The organism is Kitasatospora sp. NBC_00458, assembly GCF_036013975.1.
GTDB lineage: Bacteria > Actinomycetota > Actinomycetes > Streptomycetales > Streptomycetaceae > Kitasatospora.
The window spans coordinates 1,588,053-1,606,681 of the sequence record NZ_CP107904.1 but is presented as its reverse complement, the minus strand read 5'-3'; the positions used below and the strand labels follow the sequence as shown (position 1 = coordinate 1,606,681).

Below are 18,629 nucleotides of genomic sequence, written 5' to 3'. Positions count from 1 at the left end.
CGCCACGCCGCCCCGCCGACGGCCGAACCGCCCGTTCGCAGCACCGGACGGACCCTCGGCGGACGGAGCGTCAGCGGAAGTCGTTCTCCTTCAATTCGATCACCCAGGCGCGCCGTTCGGCGATCAGCCCGTCCCGCATGACGAACACCTCGGCCATCGACATCCGCATCAGCTCGCCCGTGTCCCGCCGCACCGACCCGGTCAGTTCCGCCATCACGACGTCGTCCTGCTCCACCGTCCGCACCACGTCCAGCCGCGGCGGCGGCACGAACCCCGGCCCCTCGACGGCCGCGTCGTACGCCTCCTTGCCGCGCAGCCGGAAGCCGCCGAACACCGTCCACTCGATGTCCTCCGTCAGACAGGACAGGATCAACGCGTGGTCGTTGCGCCGGAACCCGTCCAGGTACCTCTCGACCGTCTCGGTGTTGCGCGACACCCGCACCGACCTCCCGTACCGAACTTCCGCACGAACTCCCGGATCCTGCCGACCCGCGGCCCGGGCAAGCTATCAGCGGCCGCTGAGACCTCGTCGCCGACACGCCCCCGCGGCGGCGCGTCCCGGCCGGACCGCGTCGTCGTCAGGCCGCGGGGGGCGCGTGGAACCCGGTCCGGCGGCTCAACTCCCCGATCGGCACGCACGTTTCCCCTTGACCTTCACACCGGTAGGAAGGTGCATGCTTCTGCCATGACCACCGAACGCACCGACCAGACCGAGCACTCCGAGAACTCCGAGCACGACGAGAACGCCGGGCACGACGAGAACGCCGGGCCGACCGGCCCCGCCGCCGAGGGCGGGCCGGGTGCGGCGGCGCCGTTCGATCCGCGCGCCCTGCTCGCCGCGAGCAGGCTGGGCGTGCTGGCGACCCTCAAGTCCGACGGCCGCCCGCAGCTTTCGCCCGTGATGCCCTACTACGACCGTGAGGCCGAGCTGCTCTACGTGTCGATGACGGAGGGGCGCGCCAAGACGGTGAACCTGCGCCGGGACCCGCGCGCCGCGCTGGAGGTGACCCGGGCGGACGGCTGGGCGTGGGCCACCGCCGAGGGCACCGCGACGCTGTTCGGGCCGGGCCGCGACCCGCACGGGCCGGAGGTGGCGGCGCTGGTCGACTACTACCGCCGGGCCGCCGGCGAGCACCCGGACTGGGACGAGTACCGGTCGGTGATGGTCGCCGACCGGCGGGTGCTGATGGTGCTGAAGGTCGAGCGCGTGTACGGCGAGGAGCTGGCCTGACGGTCCTTCGGCCGGGCTGCCCGGGGGACACTCCGGGGCCGGGGCGGACGGACCCTGGGGCCGGGAGCACGGTCCCGGCCCGGCCGCGGACCGGACCCGGCTCCCGGTGGCGGGGTCGTCCTGCGCGCGGACGTGTCGGCGGGGCGCCGCGTGGTCCTCTGGAAACCGGCCGGGGAACCCCGGAGAGCCTTCCAGCACAGGAGTCCGTTCCGTGAACGAGTACGCAGCGCACCCGTCCGCTTCGCCCCGGCGCCGTCCGGGCAGTCCTCATCGCAGGACCCTCGCGGCGGCGGTCGTCGTGGCCGCCGTCGCCGTGGCGGCGGGTGTGCTGGTCCCGCCGGCGAACGCGAGCACCCGGCCCGACGGCGCGCCGTCGGCGACCGCCACCGCGGGGCCCACCACGGGGCCCACCGCCGGATCCGCCGCCGAGGAGACCGTCACCGCCGAGTCCGCCGCCCCGTCGGCGGACGTCTCGGCCGCCGCCCGGCCGGACACCGTCCAGCAGCGCCTGGAGCGACTGGTGCGCGAGGACGGCGTGCCCGGCGTGCTCGCCGCGGTCAAGGGCCGCGACGGCCGCACCCGCAACCACACCGCCGGGGTCGGCGACCTCGCCACCAGGGCCAAGGTCCCCGTCGACGGGCAGGTGCGGATAGGCAGCAACACCAAGACCTTCACCGCCGTGGTGGTGCTCCAGCTGGTCGGCGAGGGCAAGGTGGCGCTGGACGCGCCCGTCGACACCTACCTGCCGGGCCTGGTGCGCGGCGACGGCATCGACGGGCGGAACATCACCGTCCGCCAGCTGCTCCAGCACACCAGCGGCCTCCCCGAGTACGTGGACCGCGAGGCCGCCCTCGGCGACAAGGACCGCTACGTCGAGCCCCGCGACCTGCTCGACCGGGCGCTCGCCGGGAAGGCGCACTTCGCGCCGGGCACCAAGTGGGAGTACAACAACACCAACTACCTGCTCGCGGGCCTGATCATCCAGAAGGTCACCGGCCGGCCGGTCGGCGAGGAGATCAACCGGCGCGTCGTCGAACGGATCGGGCTGCGGCACACCTACTTCCCCGTCCCGGGCGACCGGACCATCCGCGAGCCCCACCCCAAGGGCTACGCCCGGGCGACGGAGGGCGGGCCGCTGCGCGACTACACCGAGCTGGACCCCTCCTGGGGCTGGGCCGCGGGCGCGATGGTCTCCACCACCGGCGACCTCAACCGGTTCTTCACCGCGCTGCTCGGCGGCCGGGTCCTCGCCCCCGCGCAACTGGCGGAGATGCGCACCACCGTGCCCGCCCCCGAGATCGGCCCCGGCATCGGCTACGGGCTCGGTCTGACGAGCACGCCGCTGTCCTGCGGCGGCCTCGCCTGGGGCCACGGCGGCACGATCCCCGGCTACCGGACCGGCGGCGGCGTCACGGACGACGGCCGGGCCGTCAGCATCGCGGTGACCGTCCTTCCGACGCGCGAGATCGACGAGCACGTGGAGGCGCTGGTGGACTCGGCCCTCTGCCGCTGAGTCGGAGGCCCGGCCCGGCGTGGCCCGGCCCGGTGCGGCTCGGCCCGGTGCGGCTCGGGCCGCACCGGGCCGAGGCCGGTTCCGCGGCGGGCCCGCCGCTGCGGTCACCACCGGGCGCGCCGTCCGGCCCGGCGGTGGCTGGATCGCCCGGCTGGCCCCGACAGCGGCCCCGGTACGCGGGGCCGCGATCCCGGGACCGGGGGCACCCCGGGCCCGGGACACCTCAGGCGGACGGCCCGCCCGCGGACGAGGGCGGGAGCGGCAGGCCCGCCGCCACCTGGAACCCGCCGCCGTCGAGACCCCCGACCGTCAGGCTGCCGCCGTGCAGGGCGACGCGTTCGCGCATGCCGGTGAGGCCGTAACCTCCCCGGTGCCCACGGGCCCCCGCCGGTGCCTTCGCCCCCGCGGGGCCTCCGGCGCCGACCAGGACCCCGGCGCCGCCCGCGGCCCCGACACCGACCGGGACCCCGGCGCCGTCGTCCTGCACCTCGACGGCGATCTCGTCGGCCCGGTAGGTCAGCCGGACGCGCGCCCGGGTCGGACCGGCGTGCTTGCGGGTGTTGGTGAGCGCCTCCTGCACGATCCGGTACACCGTCAGCCCCACGCTCGGCGGCAGCGGACGCTCCTCGCCGTGCACGGTCAGCTCGGTGGGCAGCCCCGCGCGTTCCGACTCCTCGACGAGGCGCCGCAGATCGCCGACGCCCGGCTGGGGGGCGGCGGGGGACTCCTCTGGCTCGTCGCCGGCCCGCAGCACGTCGAGCAGCTGGCGCATCTCGCGCAGCGCCATCCGCCCGGACCCCTCCAGCGAGACCAGCGCCTCCCGCACCACCTCGGTGTCGCGGTCGAGGTTGGCCCGGGCACCGCCGGCCATCAGCTGCATGGTGGTGATGTGGTGGGCCACGATGTCGTGCAACTCCCGTGCGATGCGCCGGCGTTCGTCGGCCACCGCCCGGTCGGCCAGCAGCGTGCGCTTGATCGCCATCTCACGCTGCCAGCGACTGGCGGCGAGGGCCGAGCCGACCACCAGGGCGACCGCGAACGAGACGCCGCCGAGGTCCGCGGCCGGCGGTGGCAGGATCCGGCCCTGGCCGACCAGCGGGACGACGACCGCCGTCAGGGCGCCGGGCACGATCACGGCGGCGCGTCCGGTCCGGGTGGCCAGGAACAGGGCCACCGCGATCGTGGTGTTGAAGTGGTGCGCCATCGGTGCGGTCAGGCTCTGCACCAGGCTCACGGCCAGGACGGCCGCCAGGACGGCCGGCGGATGGCGGCGGTGGGCGAGCAGGGGCAGGCCCGCGAGGGCGGCGAGGAACAGCCCGAGCGAGGTGACCGGCAGGCCCTCGGCGGCGCCGAGCCCGTAGCCGAACAGGTCCATCGCGGTCGCCCCGGTGGCGATCAGCGCGTCGTTGCGCGTCCAGAGCGGGTCGTCGGCGCTCCGCGGGAGCCGGGCGGGCGGTCGGTGTGTCGCCATGGGGTGGGGCCTTCCCTCGGTCGGCGCCTTGCGGGCCGTCCCGGGGCGTGGCGACCGTCGTCGTCGGCGCCATCCTCCCATCGGCATGTGGTGCGGAGCTGGGACCGGGTGCCGATTCCGGCCCGGGACCGGGGTCCGGCCCGCCTCCTCGGCGGGGACCGTGGTTCCCCTCGACCGCCCACGGGCCCGCCCCCGGCGGGGCCCGTCGGAGCCACCCCGGTCGGGGCGGCTCCTGGCGGGCCCCGAACCCTTGCGCCGGGACCCCGCCCCCGTGCTCGCCCCCGCGCCGGCCGCCGGTAGCGCCCGCGCCGCCCGGGTCGGTGGTGGTGGTCGGGTGGTTCGTCGTGGGCGGGTTGCGCGTCTTCGTCGTGTCCAGCGCCTCGGGTCAGCCGCCCGCGCCGCCGGTAGTGCCCGCGCCGCCGGTAGTGCCCGCGCGGCTCGCGTCGGCCGCCGTGACCGGGCGGTACATCGTGGTGACGGCACCGAAGCCGAGCAGCGTGCGCAGGTAGGGCGTCCGCTCGGTCCGGGCGGCGGTGAAGCCCTGTCGTTCGTAGAGGGCGCGGGCGCGCGGGTTGACGTCGATGACGTCGAGCCGGACGCGCCGGCAGCCGGCTTCGGCGGCGACGGCGGCGACCTCGGCGAGGAGCAGGCCGCCGATGCCGAGGCCGCGCTGCGCCGCGTCCACCGCGATGCCGTCCATGACGAGCTCGCCCGGTTCCGGGGTGCGCTCGAACAGGGCGAGGACGGCGAGCCTGGGGAGGCTGCGGAAGAGCCCGTACGCGGCGAGGACGTCGCCGGCGTCGCCGCCGGTCAGCCCGTGTCCGCCGAGCTGGTACCCGGCCACGCCGACGACCCGCCCGCCGTGGACGGCGACGATGCCGCGGTCGTGGTGGAGGTGTTCGGCGATGAAGGCGCGTCCGGCCTCGGGCGGGTTGAGGGCCGGGCCGAGTTTGCGGCCGAAGGCCTCCCAGTAGAGCGCCGCCACCCGCCGTTCGCTGCCGACCGGGACGGCGCGCAGCACCGCGGGTCGGCCGCCCTCTGCCGGATTCCTGTCGTTCGGCGTCATCGCGGCGCCCCTCTCGTCGAGCCGGTCGAGCTTGCGCGATCAATCATATAACGTTCATGCTCGAAACGAGAGTTTCCAATGCGATAGTTTCTGGAGGGGATCCATGGGCGACCACAGGGGTGAGACCGTCGGCCGCGCGGTGCAGGGGGAGGGCGGGGCCGGGACCGGGGGCCGGAACGGACCGGCCAGGCTGGCCGACGTCGACGCGCTGCGCGGGTTCGCGCTGTTCGGCATCCTGACCGTCAACATCACCTACCTCGCCTCCGCCTACCACGGCACCGGCGTGGACGAGCCGGGGTTCGGCTCGCCGCTCGACACCGGCGTCCGGCTGCTGGTGGCGCTGCTGTTCGAGGCCAAGTTCTTCCTGCTGTTCTCGTTCCTCTTCGGCTACAGCTTCACCCTCCAGCTCGACTCCGCCGAACGGCACGGCGCCCGCTTCACCCCGCGCTTCCTGCGGCGACTGGCCGGGCTGTTCGCCCTCGGGGTGCTGCACGCGGTGGTGCTGTTCCCCGGGGACATCCTCACCACGTACGCCGTGCTCGGGCTGGTCCTGCTCGCCCTGCGCCGGATCCGGCCGGCGACCGCCGTGCGCACGGCGGTCGTCCTGTTCACCGTCACCTCGGCCGCGTACGGGTTGCTCGCGCTGGCGCTGCGGGGCGCCGACGGGGGCGACCGGGCCGCGGCCGCGGCCGCGGCCGACGCGCAGCGGGCCACCGAGGCGCTGCGCGGCGGGCTCGGCCCGGTGATCGGGGCCCACCTCGACCAACTGCCGGACGTGGTCTTCCTGCTGGCCTTCTTCCAGGCCCCGGCGGCGCTCGCGGCCTTCCTGCTCGGGCTCGCCGCCGGCCGGCACCGGGCCCTGGCCGACCTCGGCCGGCACGACCGGACGCTGCGCCGGATCCAGGCCTGGGGCTTCCCGGTCGGGCTGCTCGGCGCGGCGGTGTACACGTACTCGGCGCTGCGGCACCCCGGCGCCTCCGCCCAGGTGTTCGCACTCGGGGTGGACGTGGTCACCGCGCCGCTGCTGGCCGCCGCCTACGCGGCGACCGTGCTGCGGACCGCCCGGGGCCGGTTCGGCCGGCGGATGGTCGCGGTGCTGGCACCGGCCGGGCGGATGACCCTGACCAACTACCTGACCCAGTCGCTGGTCTGCGTCCTGGTGTTCACGGGTGTCGGTGCCGGGCTGGTCGGCAGGGTCCCGCCGCCGGGCGTCGCACTGATCGGCGTCGTGCTGTTCGCGGCCCAGGCGGTGTTCTGCCGCCGGTGGCTGGCCCGCCATCCGTACGGACCGGTGGAGTGGCTGCTGCGCGCGGCCACCACCCTCACCCGGCCGCGCTGGCGCGGTGCGGCGGACGGGGCGCCGGGCGTGCCGGGGATGCCGGGCGTCACTGCGGTGCCGGTGCCGGTGCCGGTGCCGACGGACGGGCGCTCGGCGGCGAGGGCCGCAGCCGGGCCGCCGTCCGAGCCGTCGCCCGGGCGGCCGCCCGAGCCGTCGTCCGAGCCGTCGTCCGGGCCGTCGTCCGGGCCTCCGGCCCTCGGCTGACGCCGGGCGGTCCCGTGCGGTGCGGGTGCGATCCGGCCGTGGAGGGCGGGGCGGCCCGACCCCGCCGCCCCGTACCGCCGCCTCCTCCTCCCGCGACCCGCCCGGGCGCGGGGGGCGGCGGTGTCCGGTGACGGTCCGTCACGGTCCTTCGTCCGGAGGTCCGGTCCCCGTCGTGCGGACCCGCGGGCGGGCCGGCGGGGTCCGCGCGACCGGGTGGTTTCGATCATGGGCGACTAAGCTGCCGCCCCGTCAAGCCCTCGCGAAGCCCTCGCGACGGGCGGTTCGGAACGAGGGCGGGAGCCAGGACATGATGGGACCGGCGCATTCGCTGTCGGGCGCGGCGGCGTGGTTGGGCGCAGGGGCGATCGCGGCGGGGCTCGGCGAGCCGATGCCGTGGCCGGTGCTGCTGGCGGGCGCGCTGATCTGCGCGGGCGCCGCACTGGCGCCTGACCTCGACCACAAGGCAGCGACCATATCCCGGGCGTTCGGCCCGGTGTCGCGGATCCTCTGCGAGGTGATCGACAAGCTCTCGTACGCCGTCTACAAGGCGACCCGCAGCAAGCACGACCCGCGCCGATCGGGCGGTCACCGGACGCTCACCCACACGTGGGTCTGGGCGGTGCTGTGCGGGGCGGGCGCGTCCGCCGTCACCGTGTACGGCGGACGGTGGGGCGTGCTGGGGGTGCTCTTCGTCCACATGGTGCTGGCGATCGAGGGGCTGCTGTGGCGGCACGCCCGGGTCTCCAGCGACGTCCTGGTCTGGCTGCTCGGCGCGACCAGCGCGTGGATGCTGACGTACGTCCTGGACAAGCCGGGCAACGGCTCGCTCTGGCTGTTCGACCAGCCCGGCCAGGAGTACCTGTGGATCGGCCTGCCGATCACCCTCGGCGCGCTGGTGCACTGCCTGGGCGACGCGCTGACCGTGTCGGGCTGCCCGGTGCTCTGGCCGATACCGATAGGCCGCAGGCGCTGGTACCCGCTGGGCCCGCCGAAGGGGATGCGCTTCCGGGCCGGCAGCTGGGTGGAGCTGAAGGTGCTGATGCCGGTCTTCATGGGTGCGGGCGGCCTCTGCGCGGTCGGCGCGCTGGGGTACTTCGGCTGACGGCGGTGGAGTCCGCGGTGGTGTCGCGGGCGGGGCCGACCCCCGCGCACATCACCCGGGCCGACCGCGCTCCGGCGGCTCGACGTCCACAGGAGTGCTCCCCGCGGGTGCGGGGGGCGACGGTTCACGAGTCCCGACCGCGAACGGTCCCGCGATCCCGTCCGATCCACGCGATCGGGCGGGATCCCTGCGTTGTGCGGGCGCGTGCGGGCTTGTGCGGGCCGGTCCGGGGCCGCGTGTGCGCCCGGGATCCCGGCTCCCGGCGGTCCGGCGGCCCGGCGGGCGGGGGCCGGGCGGGCCTCAGACCCCTGGAGTGCCTGCACTGGATACCCCTGAGGGGTATTGAAGCAAGGGGGCGAAGGCTTGCGATGCATACCCCCTAGGGGTATAAAGGAATCACCGCCGCCGATACCCCCACCTGGTATCGGCGGCCCACCACCACCGGAGGAACCCCGTGTGCTGCTCCACCGAAGGCACCTGCTCGACCGCCACCGCCACCACCGCTGGTAGTGCCACCGCCACCGCAGCGATCGAGGAGGCGCCCGCCACCACCGTCTACGCCGTCGCCGGGATGACCTGCGGCCACTGCGAGCAGGCGGTCGGCAAGGCGGTCTCCGCGCTGCCCGGCGTCACCGCCGTCCGCGTCGACGTCGCGGCCGGCCGGGTGACGGTCTCGGCCGGGGCCGCGCTCGACGAGGAGGCCCTGCGCGCCGCCGTCGACGACGCGGGCTACGAGCTGACCGGCCGGGCCTGACCTCCGCGCCCGCCCGCCGCCGGGGCTCGGGTACTACCCCCAGGGGGTACCCGGCCCCGACCCGGCCCACCCGGCCCACCCGGCCGCACCGCCTCCACCACCCGCTCCGCGCAGCGCCCCACCACTCCGCTCGACGACCACGAGGAGAGCCCAGATGAGCACCCAGGCCCCCGCCTCCACCGAGGTGGAACTCCGGATCGGCGGCATGACCTGTGCCTCGTGCGCCGCCCGGATCGAGAAGAAGCTCAACCGGATGGGCGGCGTCACCGCCACCGTCAACTACGCCACCGAGAAGGCCAGGGTGACCGTCGACGGTGCCGGCGTCGCGGTCGCCGATCTGATCGCCACCGTCGAGGCCACCGGCTACACCGCCGTCCTGCCCCGGCCCGCCGGCGCCGGGCCGCAGGCCGCCCCGGGCGCGGGCGGGACGCCCGAGGCGGCCGAAGCGCCCGAGGCGGCCGGAACACACGGAGGGGCGGGCGCCGGGCCGACCGGCCGGGCGGCGGACGAGCTCGAACCGCTGCGCCGCCGCCTGGTCACCGCGCTCGCGCTGGCCCTCCCGGTGGTCGCCATGGCGATGGTGCCGGCCCTCCAGTTCGACAACTGGCAGTGGCTCTCGCTCACCCTCGCCGCGCCCGTCGTCACCTACGCCGCCTGGCCCTTCCACCGCGCCGCCTGGACCAACCTCAAGCACGGCGCCGCCACCATGGACACCCTGGTCTCGCTCGGCACGGGCGCCGCGTTCCTCTGGTCGCTCTGGGCCCTGTTCTTCGGCCACGCCGGGATGCCCGGCATGCGGCACGGCTTCGAGTTCACCGTCGCCCGCGGCGACGGCTCCTCGAACATCTACCTGGAGGCCGCCGCCGGGGTCACCGCCTTCATCCTGGCGGGCCGCTACTTCGAGGCCCGCTCCAAGCGCTCCGCCGGGGCCGCGCTCAAGGCGCTGCTGGAACTCGGGGCCAAGGACGTCACCGTGCTGCGGGACGGCGTCGAGGTCCGCGTCCCGACCGCCGGACTGGCGGCCGGTGAGCGGTTCGTGGTCCGCCCGGGCGAGAAGATCGCCACCGACGGGGTGGTGGTCGAGGGCGCCTCGGCGGTGGACGCCTCGATGCTGACCGGCGAGTCGGTGCCGGTCGAGGTCGCGGTCGGCGACGCCGTCACCGGTGCGACCGTCAACGCCGGCGGCCGGCTGGTGGTCGAGGCCACCCGGGTCGGCGCCGACACCCAGCTCGCCCGGATGGCCCGGCTGGTCGAGGACGCGCAGAACGGCAAGGCCGCCGCCCAGCGGCTCGCCGACCGGATCTCCGCCGTCTTCGTGCCGATCGTGATCCTCCTGGCGCTGGCCACCCTCGGCTACTGGCTCGGCACCGGCGAGGGCTGGACCGCCGCCTTCACCGCCGCCGTCGCCGTGCTGATCATCGCCTGCCCGTGCGCCCTCGGCCTGGCCACCCCGACCGCCCTGCTGGTGGGCACCGGGCGCGGCGCCCAGCTCGGCATCCTGATCAAGGGGCCCGAGGTGCTCGAATCGACCCGCCGGGTCGACACCGTCGTGCTGGACAAGACCGGCACCGTCACCACCGGCCGGATGACCCTGCTCGCCGTCCACACCGCGGACGGGACCGGGGAGACCGAGGCGCTGCGGCTGGCGGGCGCGCTGGAGCACGCCTCGGAGCACCCGATCGCCGCCGCCATCGCCGGCGCGGCGGCCGAGCGGACCGGCCCGCTGCCCGCCGTCGAGGGGTTCGAGAACGTCCCGGGGCTCGGGGTGCAGGGCGTCGTGGACGGTCACGCCGTGGTCGCCGGCCGGGAGGCGCTGCTGGCCGACTGGGCGCAGTACCTGCCGCCCGTGCTCGCCGAGGCGAAGCGCGCGGCCGAGGAGGCCGGGCGGACCGCCGTCGCGGTCGGCTGGGACGGCGAGGCACGGGCCGTCCTGGAGGTCGCCGACGCGGTCAAGCCGACCAGCGCCGAGGCCGTCGCCCGGCTGCGGAAGCTCGGCCTGCGCCCGGTCCTGCTGACCGGGGACAACCGGGCGGTCGCGCACGCGGTCGCCGCCGAGGTCGGCATCCCGGCGGAGGACGTGATCGCCGAGGTGCTCCCGCAGGACAAGGTGGCCGTCGTCCGACGGCTGCAGGCCGAGGGCCGGGTCGTCGCCATGGTCGGCGACGGGGTCAACGACGCCGCCGCGCTCGCCCAGGCCGACCTCGGCCTGGCCATGGGCACCGGCACCGACGCGGCCATCGAGGCGAGCGACCTCACCCTCGTCCGGGGCGACCTGCGCTCGGCGGCCGACGCCATCCGGCTCTCCCGCCGCACCCTGGCCACCATCAAGGGCAACCTGTTCTGGGCGTTCGGCTACAACGTCGCGGCACTCCCGCTGGCCGCCGCCGGACTGCTCAACCCGATGATCGCGGGGGCGGCGATGGCCTTCTCCTCGGTCTTCGTGGTCGGCAACAGCCTCCGGCTCCGCACCTTCCGCTGACCCGGCCCGCTCACGCGGACCCCACGGCCCCGCCCGCCCCGCCCGCCCCGTCCGCCCCGGACCACCCGGTTCCGGGGCGGACGGGGCGGGCGGGGCCGTCGGCTGTCCGGGACTGACCCGACGAGGGGACTCCGCCGGAGACGTTCCCGCAGGTGGCGGCCCCGGTCGCATAGCCTGCGCCTGGCCGTCGGCCCGGCGGCACGCGACTTCGGGGACGTGGACAGGGGTGCAGGGTGGCTTCGTCGGGTGCGGGTGAGGCGGGCGACCAGGGTGCGGGTCGCGCCGCGCCGGGAAGGGTCCCGACGCCGGGGGAGCCGCCGTCGGCCCGGCAGCGGTTCCGGTCCTGGCTGCTGGAGGGCCTCGCCGACCGGGCCAAGCAGCACCCGGGACCGCACGCCCAGCTCCCCGTCGAGCAGGGGCGCCCCTGGTGGCGCGTGATGTGCCTGACCGGCCTCGACTACTTCTCCACCCTCGGCTACCAGCCGGGCATCGCCGCCCTCGCCGCCGGCCTGCTCTCCCCGGTGGCGACCATCGTACTGGTCGCCGTGACACTGTTCGGCGCACTGCCGGTCTACCGCCGGGTCGCCCGGGAGAGCCCGCACGGCGAGGGGTCGATCGCCATGCTGGAGCGGCTGCTCTCGTTCTGGCAGGGCAAGCTGTTCGTCCTCGCCCTGCTCGGCTTCGCGGCCACCGACTTCATGATCACCATCACGCTGTCCGCCGCCGACGCCACCGCCCACATGGTCGAGAACCCGCACCTGACCGGCACGCTCGCCGGTCGGCAGGTCGTGGTGACGCTGGTCCTGGTCGCCCTGCTCGGCGGCGTCTTCCTCAAGGGCTTCAGCGAGGCGATCGGGCTGGCCGTCGTGCTCGTCGGGGTCTACCTCGCGCTCAACGTGGTCGTCGTGGTCAACGGCCTCTACCACGTGGTCGAGTCCCCGGACCTGGTGACCGACTGGACGGACGCGCTCACCGCCGAGCACGGCAACGTGGTCGCGATGATCGGCGTCGCGCTGGTCACCTTCCCCAAACTGGCGCTCGGCCTCTCCGGCTTCGAGACCGGCGTCGCCGTGATGCCGCACATCGAGGGCGACCCGGACGACACCGAGGAACGCCCCACCGGCCGGATCCGCGGCGCGCGCAAGCTGCTCACCACGGCGGCACTGATCATGAGCGTCTTCCTGATCACCACCAGCTTCATCACCACCCTGCTGATCCCGAAGGCGGCCTTCGAACCGGGCGGCGAGGCCAACGGCCGCGCGCTCGCCTACCTGGCGCACGAGAACCTGGGCAGCGCCTTCGGCACCGTCTACGACCTCTCCACGATCCTCATCCTCTGGTTCGCCGGCGCCTCCGCGATGGCCGGCATGCTCAACCTGCTGCCCCGCTACCTTCCCCGCTACGGGATGGCCCCGCACTGGGCGCGCGCCGTGCGCCCGATGGTGATCGTGCTGACCCTGATCGCCTTCCTGGTCACCTGGATCTTCGACGCCAGCGTCGACGCCCAGGGCGGCGCGTACGCGACCGGCGTCCTCGTGCTGATCTCCTCGGCCGCGATCGCCGTCACCATCGCCGCCCGCAAGGCCCGGCAGCGGGGCTGGACCATCGGCTTCGCGGTGATCGCGGCGGTCTTCGTCTACACCACGGCACTCAACGTCGCCGAGCGGCCGGACGGCGTGAAGATCGGCGCCTGCTTCATCGCCGCGATCGTGCTGGTCTCACTGCTCTCGCGGCTCAAGCGGGCCTTCGAGCTGAGGGTCACCGACGTCGTCCTCGACGAGGCCGCCGAACGCTTCGTCCGCGACTACACCCACCGGCCGCTGCGGCTGATCGCCAACGAGCCGCACCGCCGGGACCTCGCGGAGTACCAGGAGAAGAAGCGTCAGATCCGTACCGACAACGACATCCCCGCCGAGGACGACCTCGTCTTCGTCGAGGTGACGATCCGCGACCCGTCGGAGTTCGAGTCCGTCCTGACCGTCCACGGCGAGGTGCTGCACGACCGCTACCGGGTGCTCACCCTGGAGAGCTCCAGCGTGCCCAACGCGCTGGCCGCCCTGCTGCTCACCGCCCGGGACCGGACCGGGCAGCAGCCGCACATCTACTTCGAGTGGACCGAGGGCAACCCCTTCGCGCAGTTCCTGCGGTTCTTCCTGTTCGGCCAGGGCGAGGTCGCGCCGGTCACCCGCGAGGTGCTGCGCGAGGCCGAACCCGACCGCTCGCGGCGTCCGCGCGTCCACGTGGGCTGAGGTCGCCGGGGGCCGGCGGCCCGGCCGCCGCCTCCCGGCCGTCTCCTGCCGCCTCCGCGCCGCCGTCTCCCGCCGCCCCGGGTGGCGGGCCCGTCCGGCGGACCGGGGCCGGGGCGTGCGCGGGTCTTGTGCCGACGGGTTGTCAGGTGCATAGCATGGCGGATCATCGGTCCTCCCCCTCAGAGGAGCAACTCCCGTGCGCAACCGAAGGTTCGGCTCGATCGTCCTCACCGGAGCCCTGGCCCTCGCGGCCCTCGGTGCCGTCCCGGCCGCGAGCTCCGCCGCCGAACCGGCCGCAGGAGCGGCCGCCGGACCGGGCGCCGGTGCGCGCCACCGGGTCGAGGTCTTCGGCGAGGACGGCCCGGCCGGCCACACCACCGTGCCCGACGCCTCCCCGTACCTCGCCGGAGCCCGCCCGGGCCTCGCGCCCGCCGCCGGGGACGGCGAGGTCACGCCGGTCCTGCGCAACGGCGGGACCGCGGAGAAGCTCGACGTCGTCGTCATCGGCGACGGCTACACCGCCTCCGAGCAGGCGAAGTTCCAGGCCGACGCCGTCGCGAAGTGGCAGGAGATGAGCGCCGTCGAGCCGTACGCGGCCTACCGCGGCCTCTTCAACGTCTGGGCCGTCGCCACCGTCTCCACCGAGTCCGGCGTCACCGGGGACCCGGACCGCGCCACCGTCCGCAACACCGCGCTGGGCTCCTACTTCTGGTGCGAGGACATCGAGCGACTGCTCTGCGTCGACACCGGTGCGGTCGAGAAGTACGCCGCCAAGGCGCCCCAGGCCGACCTCGTCCTCGTCGTCGCCAACACCGCCAAGTACGGCGGCGCCGGCTACAACGTGGCGTCCCCGCTCGGCTACGACGGCATCGCCACCGTCGCCGGGGGCAACGCCAAGTCCGGGCAGATCGCCGTGCACGAGACCGGCCACTCGCTGGGCAAGCTCGCCGACGAGTACTTCTACGAGGGCTCCGACACCTACCCGGCCGAGGAGGGGGAGCCGGGCGAACCCAACATCAGCACCCGCACCGCCGACCGGCTCGCCCGCGAACACGCCAAGTGGTACCGCTGGATCGGCCGGACCTCGCCCGACGGGGGCGTCGTCGGCGCGTACGAGGGGGGCGGCTACTACCCGAAGGGGCTCTACCGGCCGACCGAGAACTCGATCATGCGCTCGCTCGGCCGCGAGTTCAACCTGCCCGGCCGCGAGGCGATGATCGCCGGCTTCTACCGGCATGCCGTCCCGCTCACCAGCCCCACCCCCGCCGGCACCCCGCTGACCAGGGCCGACCGGCTCACCCTCGGCCTCCCGGTCGCGGGCACCACCGTCCGGTGGTCCCTGGACGGCCGCGAGCTCCCGCAACTGCGCGGCCGCACCACCGTCGACCTCGCCACCGTGCCGCTCCCCGGGCCGCGCGGCCGCGTCCACACCCTCACCGCCACCGCCACCGACCCGACGCCCGCCGTCATCGACCCCGCCCTCCGGAGCAGGCTCACCGCCACCCTCTCCTGGCCGGTCACCCGCTGACACCGCGACGCCGCTGACACCGCGACGCCGCCCGGGCGCACCTCCCGGGCACGCCGCCGCGCAGGAAGTCGGCCGGTCCGACTTCCTGCGCGGGATGGTGGGCCGGGGCCGGGGTCAGACGGCCGCCGAACGCCGCGCGCTGATCCGGAGGGGAGGACCTACGTCGGACCGGAGCCGGGGGAGTTGCCGCGCTGCCTGCGCTCCCGTCGGTTCGTCGGCACGTTGCGCCGTCTGCCGCGCCCCCCGAAGCGCCAGCCCGCCGGGGGAAGGCGGGTGAGGTCGGCCAGCATCCGTACGGCCTGGGCCGTCTCGTGGTGATCGGCCCCGAGTACGCGTCGACGTGCCGCGACCACCTTCTCCATCTCGATTCGGGCGACACCGGGGAATCCCAGAGTCGCCCAGCAGATGGCCCAGTTGTAGTGGGTCCTCAGCGTCGACGGATGATCGGCTCCCAAGCGGGCCTGTTACTCCTTGAGGATCTGTTCCCATTCCCGGTGGGCCTCGGAGTGCTGTCCGCGCTGGGCCTTGATGTGAACCATCTCGTGCCTGGTCGAGAGCACATCCGCCGTGCGGTCCTGGAGCCGCTGGGTCCGGTACTCCTCGTCCACGGTTCGGAGGGTCTTCTCCGCTTGGTCGAGCTCGCCGAGCTCGACCAAGATCTGGCCTATCTGATGCATGGTCTGGAGCGTGTTGCGATGGCCCTTCCGGAGTACGTCCTGTTCGGTGAGGTGGATGTCCACGAACTCGGCGAGCGCCCGCATCAGGTTCCCTTCGATCCCGTGGAGGGACGCGAGATCGTAGCGGGTGACTAGGACGGAGGGGTGCCACGGCGGCAGGAAGCCGGTCTGCATCCGCAGGACCTTGACGAGTAGCTTTCGGGCTTGGTCGAGACGGCCCCGATGCCACAGGATGACCCCCAGTTCATGGCGGATGACGGCGCGGGTGAAGGGCGCGAACTGGAAGTCCTCCGAGAGTCGCACTGCTCGCCGGGAGTGCTGTTCTGCCTCCTTGAGCCTGCCCGATTCCCTGAGGATGGTGGCAAGGTGGTGATGAGCCTGCGCCCCGAGCTGGATGAATTCGGGAGATTCCTCGATCTCGCGGCACAAGTCCCGCGCCATCCGCTCTCCCGATTCGAGGAAGCCGCGCTCCGCGTGGATCGCGATGGACAGCTCGCGGGCCATGAACGCTTGGAACCGGGTGGCCGCGCTCGCCCCGGTCGAGCCCTCCGCCAGACGGCAGGCCTCTGCGGCCAGCGCGTCGGCCTCCTCCAAGTGGGACATGTGCCACGACCATTCCGCACAGTTGTACTCGACCGCGAAACGGATCCGGTCGCTGGGCCGGAAGCCGTCCATCCGCCCGCGGAGGGACATCGCAGACCTGTACGCGGTCTCGTATTGGCCGGACATCCTCAGGTACCTGCTCAGGTATGTGTGAGTGCCCACCACTGTGTCGAACAGCCCGTCGCAGGAGACGGGAAGGCGGTCCACCATCGACATGAGGTGAGGGAGCGCCAGCTGCCAGTAGCTCGCGGTCGCCTTCGTGCCCCACACGCCTCTGAGCGACCCGAGGCATCGGGCGGCGGCCTCCCAACTGCGGGTGCGGTCCGGGGAGCGTTCCAACTGCACGGCATTCACTTCGGAGACCAACGGGTGCACGACGATGCACTTGTGCGTCTGGTCGTCACTGGCCCACTGGTAGAAGGACTCGCCCTCCAGCGGGTTGGTCACGGGGTTCTCGTCGACGATGTCGATCAGTCCGACGGCGCTGAGGGCCCTCAGCGCGCGCCTCACGACGAGATCATCCCAGGGGCCGTCGTCCGCTCCGTGCGTCCTGGAGAAGACCTTCGGTGAGATCAGTGCCAGCGGGACGGGTCGTGCGGCCCAGCACGACAGGACCCGCATGATCGACCGAACGTGCGGGATGCCTTGCTGCTCCAGGGCGTCGAGCGACACCTCCCAGGTCCGCATGACCAGGCTTCGGGCGTCGTCCTCGGTGGGCGGGCGTAGGGACGCGGAAGCAGCGTGGTCGACGACGTTCCCGAAATCGCGGTCGAGAGCGCTCCGGAAGGCCGCGAAGTCAGGCAGGGAGGAGAGCGGCTGGGACACGCAGCACCCGGCGAGGCGAAGGGCGAGCGGAATGCCTCCCAGCCGTTCGGACAGGGCGCGGGCAGCCTCGCGTTCGGCGGAGTCCGCCTCACCCCTGTCGGCAAGATCGAGCAGCATCCGGGCACCGGAGTGGGGGTCCAGCGGTTCGAGTCTCACCATCCGGGCCTGGGCCGGCCACAGATCGGTGCTTCCGTGGCGGGTGGTGACCAGGACTCCCCCGGAGGCGGACGCGTCAAGCCAGCCCGGTCCCAGTTCCCGCTCGATCTCGACTGGATCGTCGGCACTGTCGAACACCAGCAACCAGGGCCGGCTGCTCGAATGGAGGGCTTCCCACGCCATGTCCGCGGCGTTCAAACGGCCCGCAGCGACCTCGCGGGCAAGGGTCTCGGGGCCGCCCAGGTGAACGGCGATCTGGTGCAGAGTGGCCATGACGCTGTCGGGGTGCGAGGCCTGGACCCAGAAGACGCGGGCGCCACCGCGGCGGACCGCCTGGGCGATGGTCAGAGCCACCGCGGTCTTTCCGATCCCGCCCATTCCGTGCAGGACGGTGATCTCCCCCCGTAACTGTTGCAGGTCCTGGGTGCCGAGCTCCTTCAACTCGGCCTCGCGGCCGTGGAGTCTGCGGGGTGTCAGTTTGGGCGGCGCGATCGACGCCCTGGCGAACTCCGGTGAAGGCCGATCCGTCAGGTGGACGTTGGCGACATCGGCTCGGACCACCACCTGATCCCGACCGGCCTGGTTGACCTGGCCCGGGCCGGAGGTTCTCGCCATCTGTTTGTAGTGAAAGAGTTCACCGTAGCGGGGAAACAGCGAATGCTCCGATCCTCCGACGACGCACGTGGCGGTCCGACCGCAGGGCCTTCGCCTCGGACCGCGCCTCCGGTGTTGCAGCTGGCCCCCGGCTCAGTGTCCGATGATGTGCTGATCCCGCCCGGCCTGGAAGACGTGGGCGTTGCCGTTGGCCCGGGCGGTCAGCCGGATGCCGCCGGTTCGCGTCCGGCTGCTCTCGGGCGCGGCCTGTGTCAGGGCCCGGTGAAGAGTGCCGATGGTGCTCGGGTCGGTGGCGAACAGCAACGTCAGGCGCTCCTGCCACCAGCCGGCGAGCTCGCGCTCACGATCTTCGTCGCCCTCCTCCTCCGCCCGCATCAGGGCCGTCCGGGTCGCCTCCAGCTGGTGGTCGACTGCGGCAGCCTCGTCAGGGCTCATCCGGTGCCACAGATCGAGTACGGCCTGTTTCGCGTGTTGGAAGGCCCCCGTCGTCAGCAGGGCGACCAGGGTGGTTCCCGCAGTCTGGGCGAAGAGCGTCGGATCCTCTGTCATGCGGTCCCCTCGGTCGCGAGCCGTCACCGTGGACGGCGGGCTCTCAGCTTGACCACGACGGCTGACGTGCAAGGCCACTTGAACGACTTTGATTTGAAAAGTCGCCGATGTGGTGGGTTCGAGGCCGAGTTCGATCGCGCACGGTCGAGTGGTTCCCCTCTCATGACGGAGCCGGGGAACGGGACCGGACGGACTGGAGCGGCCGGCGATCCTGGTTCACGGTGAGGACCGGAGTGGCCCGCGCAGGAAGTCGGCCGGTCCGACTTCC

The 18,629-nt window shown here is 73.9% G+C and carries 14 protein-coding genes; 8 read left to right on the top strand and 6 right to left on the bottom strand.

Features of this window, described 5'->3' with window-relative positions; genetic code table 11:
• Positions 1-70: 70 nt before the first annotated feature.
• Positions 71-436, bottom strand: a complete 366-nt coding sequence (locus tag OG550_RS05640) for a nuclear transport factor 2 family protein (protein WP_327675177.1) — start codon at positions 434-436, stop codon at positions 71-73.
• A 393-nt stretch (positions 437-829) separates the two neighbouring features.
• On the opposite strand from OG550_RS05640, the gene OG550_RS05635 reads away from it, so the two are divergent.
• Together OG550_RS05635 and OG550_RS05630 are read left to right on the top strand one after the other, a co-directional pair.
• On the top strand, positions 830-1,231 hold the full coding sequence (locus OG550_RS05635) for a PPOX class F420-dependent oxidoreductase (RefSeq protein WP_327683697.1): 402 nt from the start codon (positions 830-832) through the stop codon (positions 1,229-1,231).
• 211 nt (positions 1,232-1,442) lie between these two features.
• Positions 1,443-2,744 (top strand): serine hydrolase domain-containing protein, encoded by a 1,302-nt coding sequence (locus OG550_RS05630; RefSeq protein WP_327675175.1) that lies wholly within the window; start codon positions 1,443-1,445, stop codon positions 2,742-2,744.
• A 223-nt stretch (positions 2,745-2,967) separates the two neighbouring features.
• Here OG550_RS05630 and OG550_RS05625 read toward each other — a convergent pair whose 3' ends face one another.
• Both OG550_RS05625 and OG550_RS05620 read right to left on the bottom strand, forming a co-directional pair.
• Positions 2,968-4,215: a sensor histidine kinase gene (locus OG550_RS05625; RefSeq protein ID WP_327675173.1), complete on the bottom strand. Its 1,248-nt coding sequence runs from the start codon at positions 4,213-4,215 to the stop codon at positions 2,968-2,970.
• 385 nt (positions 4,216-4,600) lie between these two features.
• Positions 4,601-5,281: a GNAT family N-acetyltransferase gene (locus OG550_RS05620; RefSeq protein ID WP_327675171.1), complete on the bottom strand. Its 681-nt coding sequence runs from the start codon at positions 5,279-5,281 to the stop codon at positions 4,601-4,603.
• 103 nt (positions 5,282-5,384) lie between these two features.
• Between OG550_RS05620 and OG550_RS05615 the strand changes: the two genes are divergently transcribed.
• The 6 genes from OG550_RS05615 to OG550_RS05590 all read left to right on the top strand — a co-directional run bounded on the left by OG550_RS05615 (position 5,385) and on the right by OG550_RS05590 (position 14,936).
• Complete coding sequence (locus tag OG550_RS05615) at positions 5,385-6,824, top strand: DUF418 domain-containing protein (RefSeq protein ID WP_327675169.1); 1,440 nt, start codon at positions 5,385-5,387, stop codon at positions 6,822-6,824.
• Between the two features lie 307 nt (positions 6,825-7,131).
• Entirely contained in the window at positions 7,132-7,926 is a 795-nt protein-coding gene (locus tag OG550_RS05610) for a metal-dependent hydrolase (protein ID WP_327675167.1), read from the top strand.
• Between the two features lie 454 nt (positions 7,927-8,380).
• On the top strand, positions 8,381-8,680 hold the full coding sequence (locus OG550_RS05605) for a heavy-metal-associated domain-containing protein (protein ID WP_327675165.1): 300 nt from the start codon (positions 8,381-8,383) through the stop codon (positions 8,678-8,680).
• A 154-nt stretch (positions 8,681-8,834) separates the two neighbouring features.
• The gene (locus OG550_RS05600; protein ID WP_327675163.1) at positions 8,835-11,159 is read left to right on the top strand and encodes a heavy metal translocating P-type ATPase; all 2,325 of its coding nucleotides are present in this window, start codon (positions 8,835-8,837) and stop codon (positions 11,157-11,159) included.
• A gap of 347 nt (positions 11,160-11,506) precedes the next feature.
• Complete coding sequence (locus OG550_RS05595; protein ID WP_327683695.1) at positions 11,507-13,408, top strand: amino acid transporter; 1,902 nt, start codon at positions 11,507-11,509, stop codon at positions 13,406-13,408.
• Positions 13,409-13,604: 196 nt separating this feature from the next.
• Positions 13,605-14,936, top strand: a complete 1,332-nt coding sequence (locus OG550_RS05590; protein ID WP_327675162.1) for a M64 family metallopeptidase — start codon at positions 13,605-13,607, stop codon at positions 14,934-14,936.
• Between the two features lie 158 nt (positions 14,937-15,094).
• Here the strand turns inward: OG550_RS05590 and OG550_RS05585 are convergent, their stop codons facing one another.
• From OG550_RS05585 to OG550_RS05575, 3 genes are all read right to left on the bottom strand, one after another.
• The gene (locus OG550_RS05585) at positions 15,095-15,391 is read right to left on the bottom strand and encodes a tetratricopeptide repeat protein (protein WP_327675160.1); all 297 of its coding nucleotides are present in this window, start codon (positions 15,389-15,391) and stop codon (positions 15,095-15,097) included.
• Positions 15,392-15,400: 9 nt separating this feature from the next.
• Positions 15,401-17,812: a tetratricopeptide repeat protein gene (locus tag OG550_RS05580; protein WP_327675158.1), complete on the bottom strand. Its 2,412-nt coding sequence runs from the start codon at positions 17,810-17,812 to the stop codon at positions 15,401-15,403.
• A gap of 132 nt (positions 17,813-17,944) precedes the next feature.
• A complete protein-coding gene (locus OG550_RS05575; protein WP_327675156.1) occupies positions 17,945-18,361 on the bottom strand; it encodes a hypothetical protein in 417 nt (138 codons plus the stop codon).
• Positions 18,362-18,629 lie beyond the last annotated feature (268 nt).

Excerpts from the sequence above, each read along its gene's own strand:
- OG550_RS05600 (WP_327675163.1), top strand. The coding sequence starts at position 8,835 with ATGAGCACCCAGGCCCCCGCCTCCACCGAGGTGGAACTCCGGATCGGC.
- OG550_RS05575 (WP_327675156.1), bottom strand. The coding sequence starts at position 18,361 with ATGACAGAGGATCCGACGCTCTTCGCCCAGACTGCGGGAACCACCCTG.
- OG550_RS05620 (WP_327675171.1), bottom strand. The coding sequence starts at position 5,281 with ATGACGCCGAACGACAGGAATCCGGCAGAGGGCGGCCGACCCGCGGTG.
- OG550_RS05625 (WP_327675173.1), bottom strand. The coding sequence starts at position 4,215 with ATGGCGACACACCGACCGCCCGCCCGGCTCCCGCGGAGCGCCGACGAC.
- OG550_RS05580 (WP_327675158.1), bottom strand. The coding sequence starts at position 17,812 with ATGGCGAGAACCTCCGGCCCGGGCCAGGTCAACCAGGCCGGTCGGGAT.
- OG550_RS05610 (WP_327675167.1), top strand. The coding sequence starts at position 7,132 with ATGATGGGACCGGCGCATTCGCTGTCGGGCGCGGCGGCGTGGTTGGGC.
- OG550_RS05615 (WP_327675169.1), top strand. The coding sequence starts at position 5,385 with ATGGGCGACCACAGGGGTGAGACCGTCGGCCGCGCGGTGCAGGGGGAG.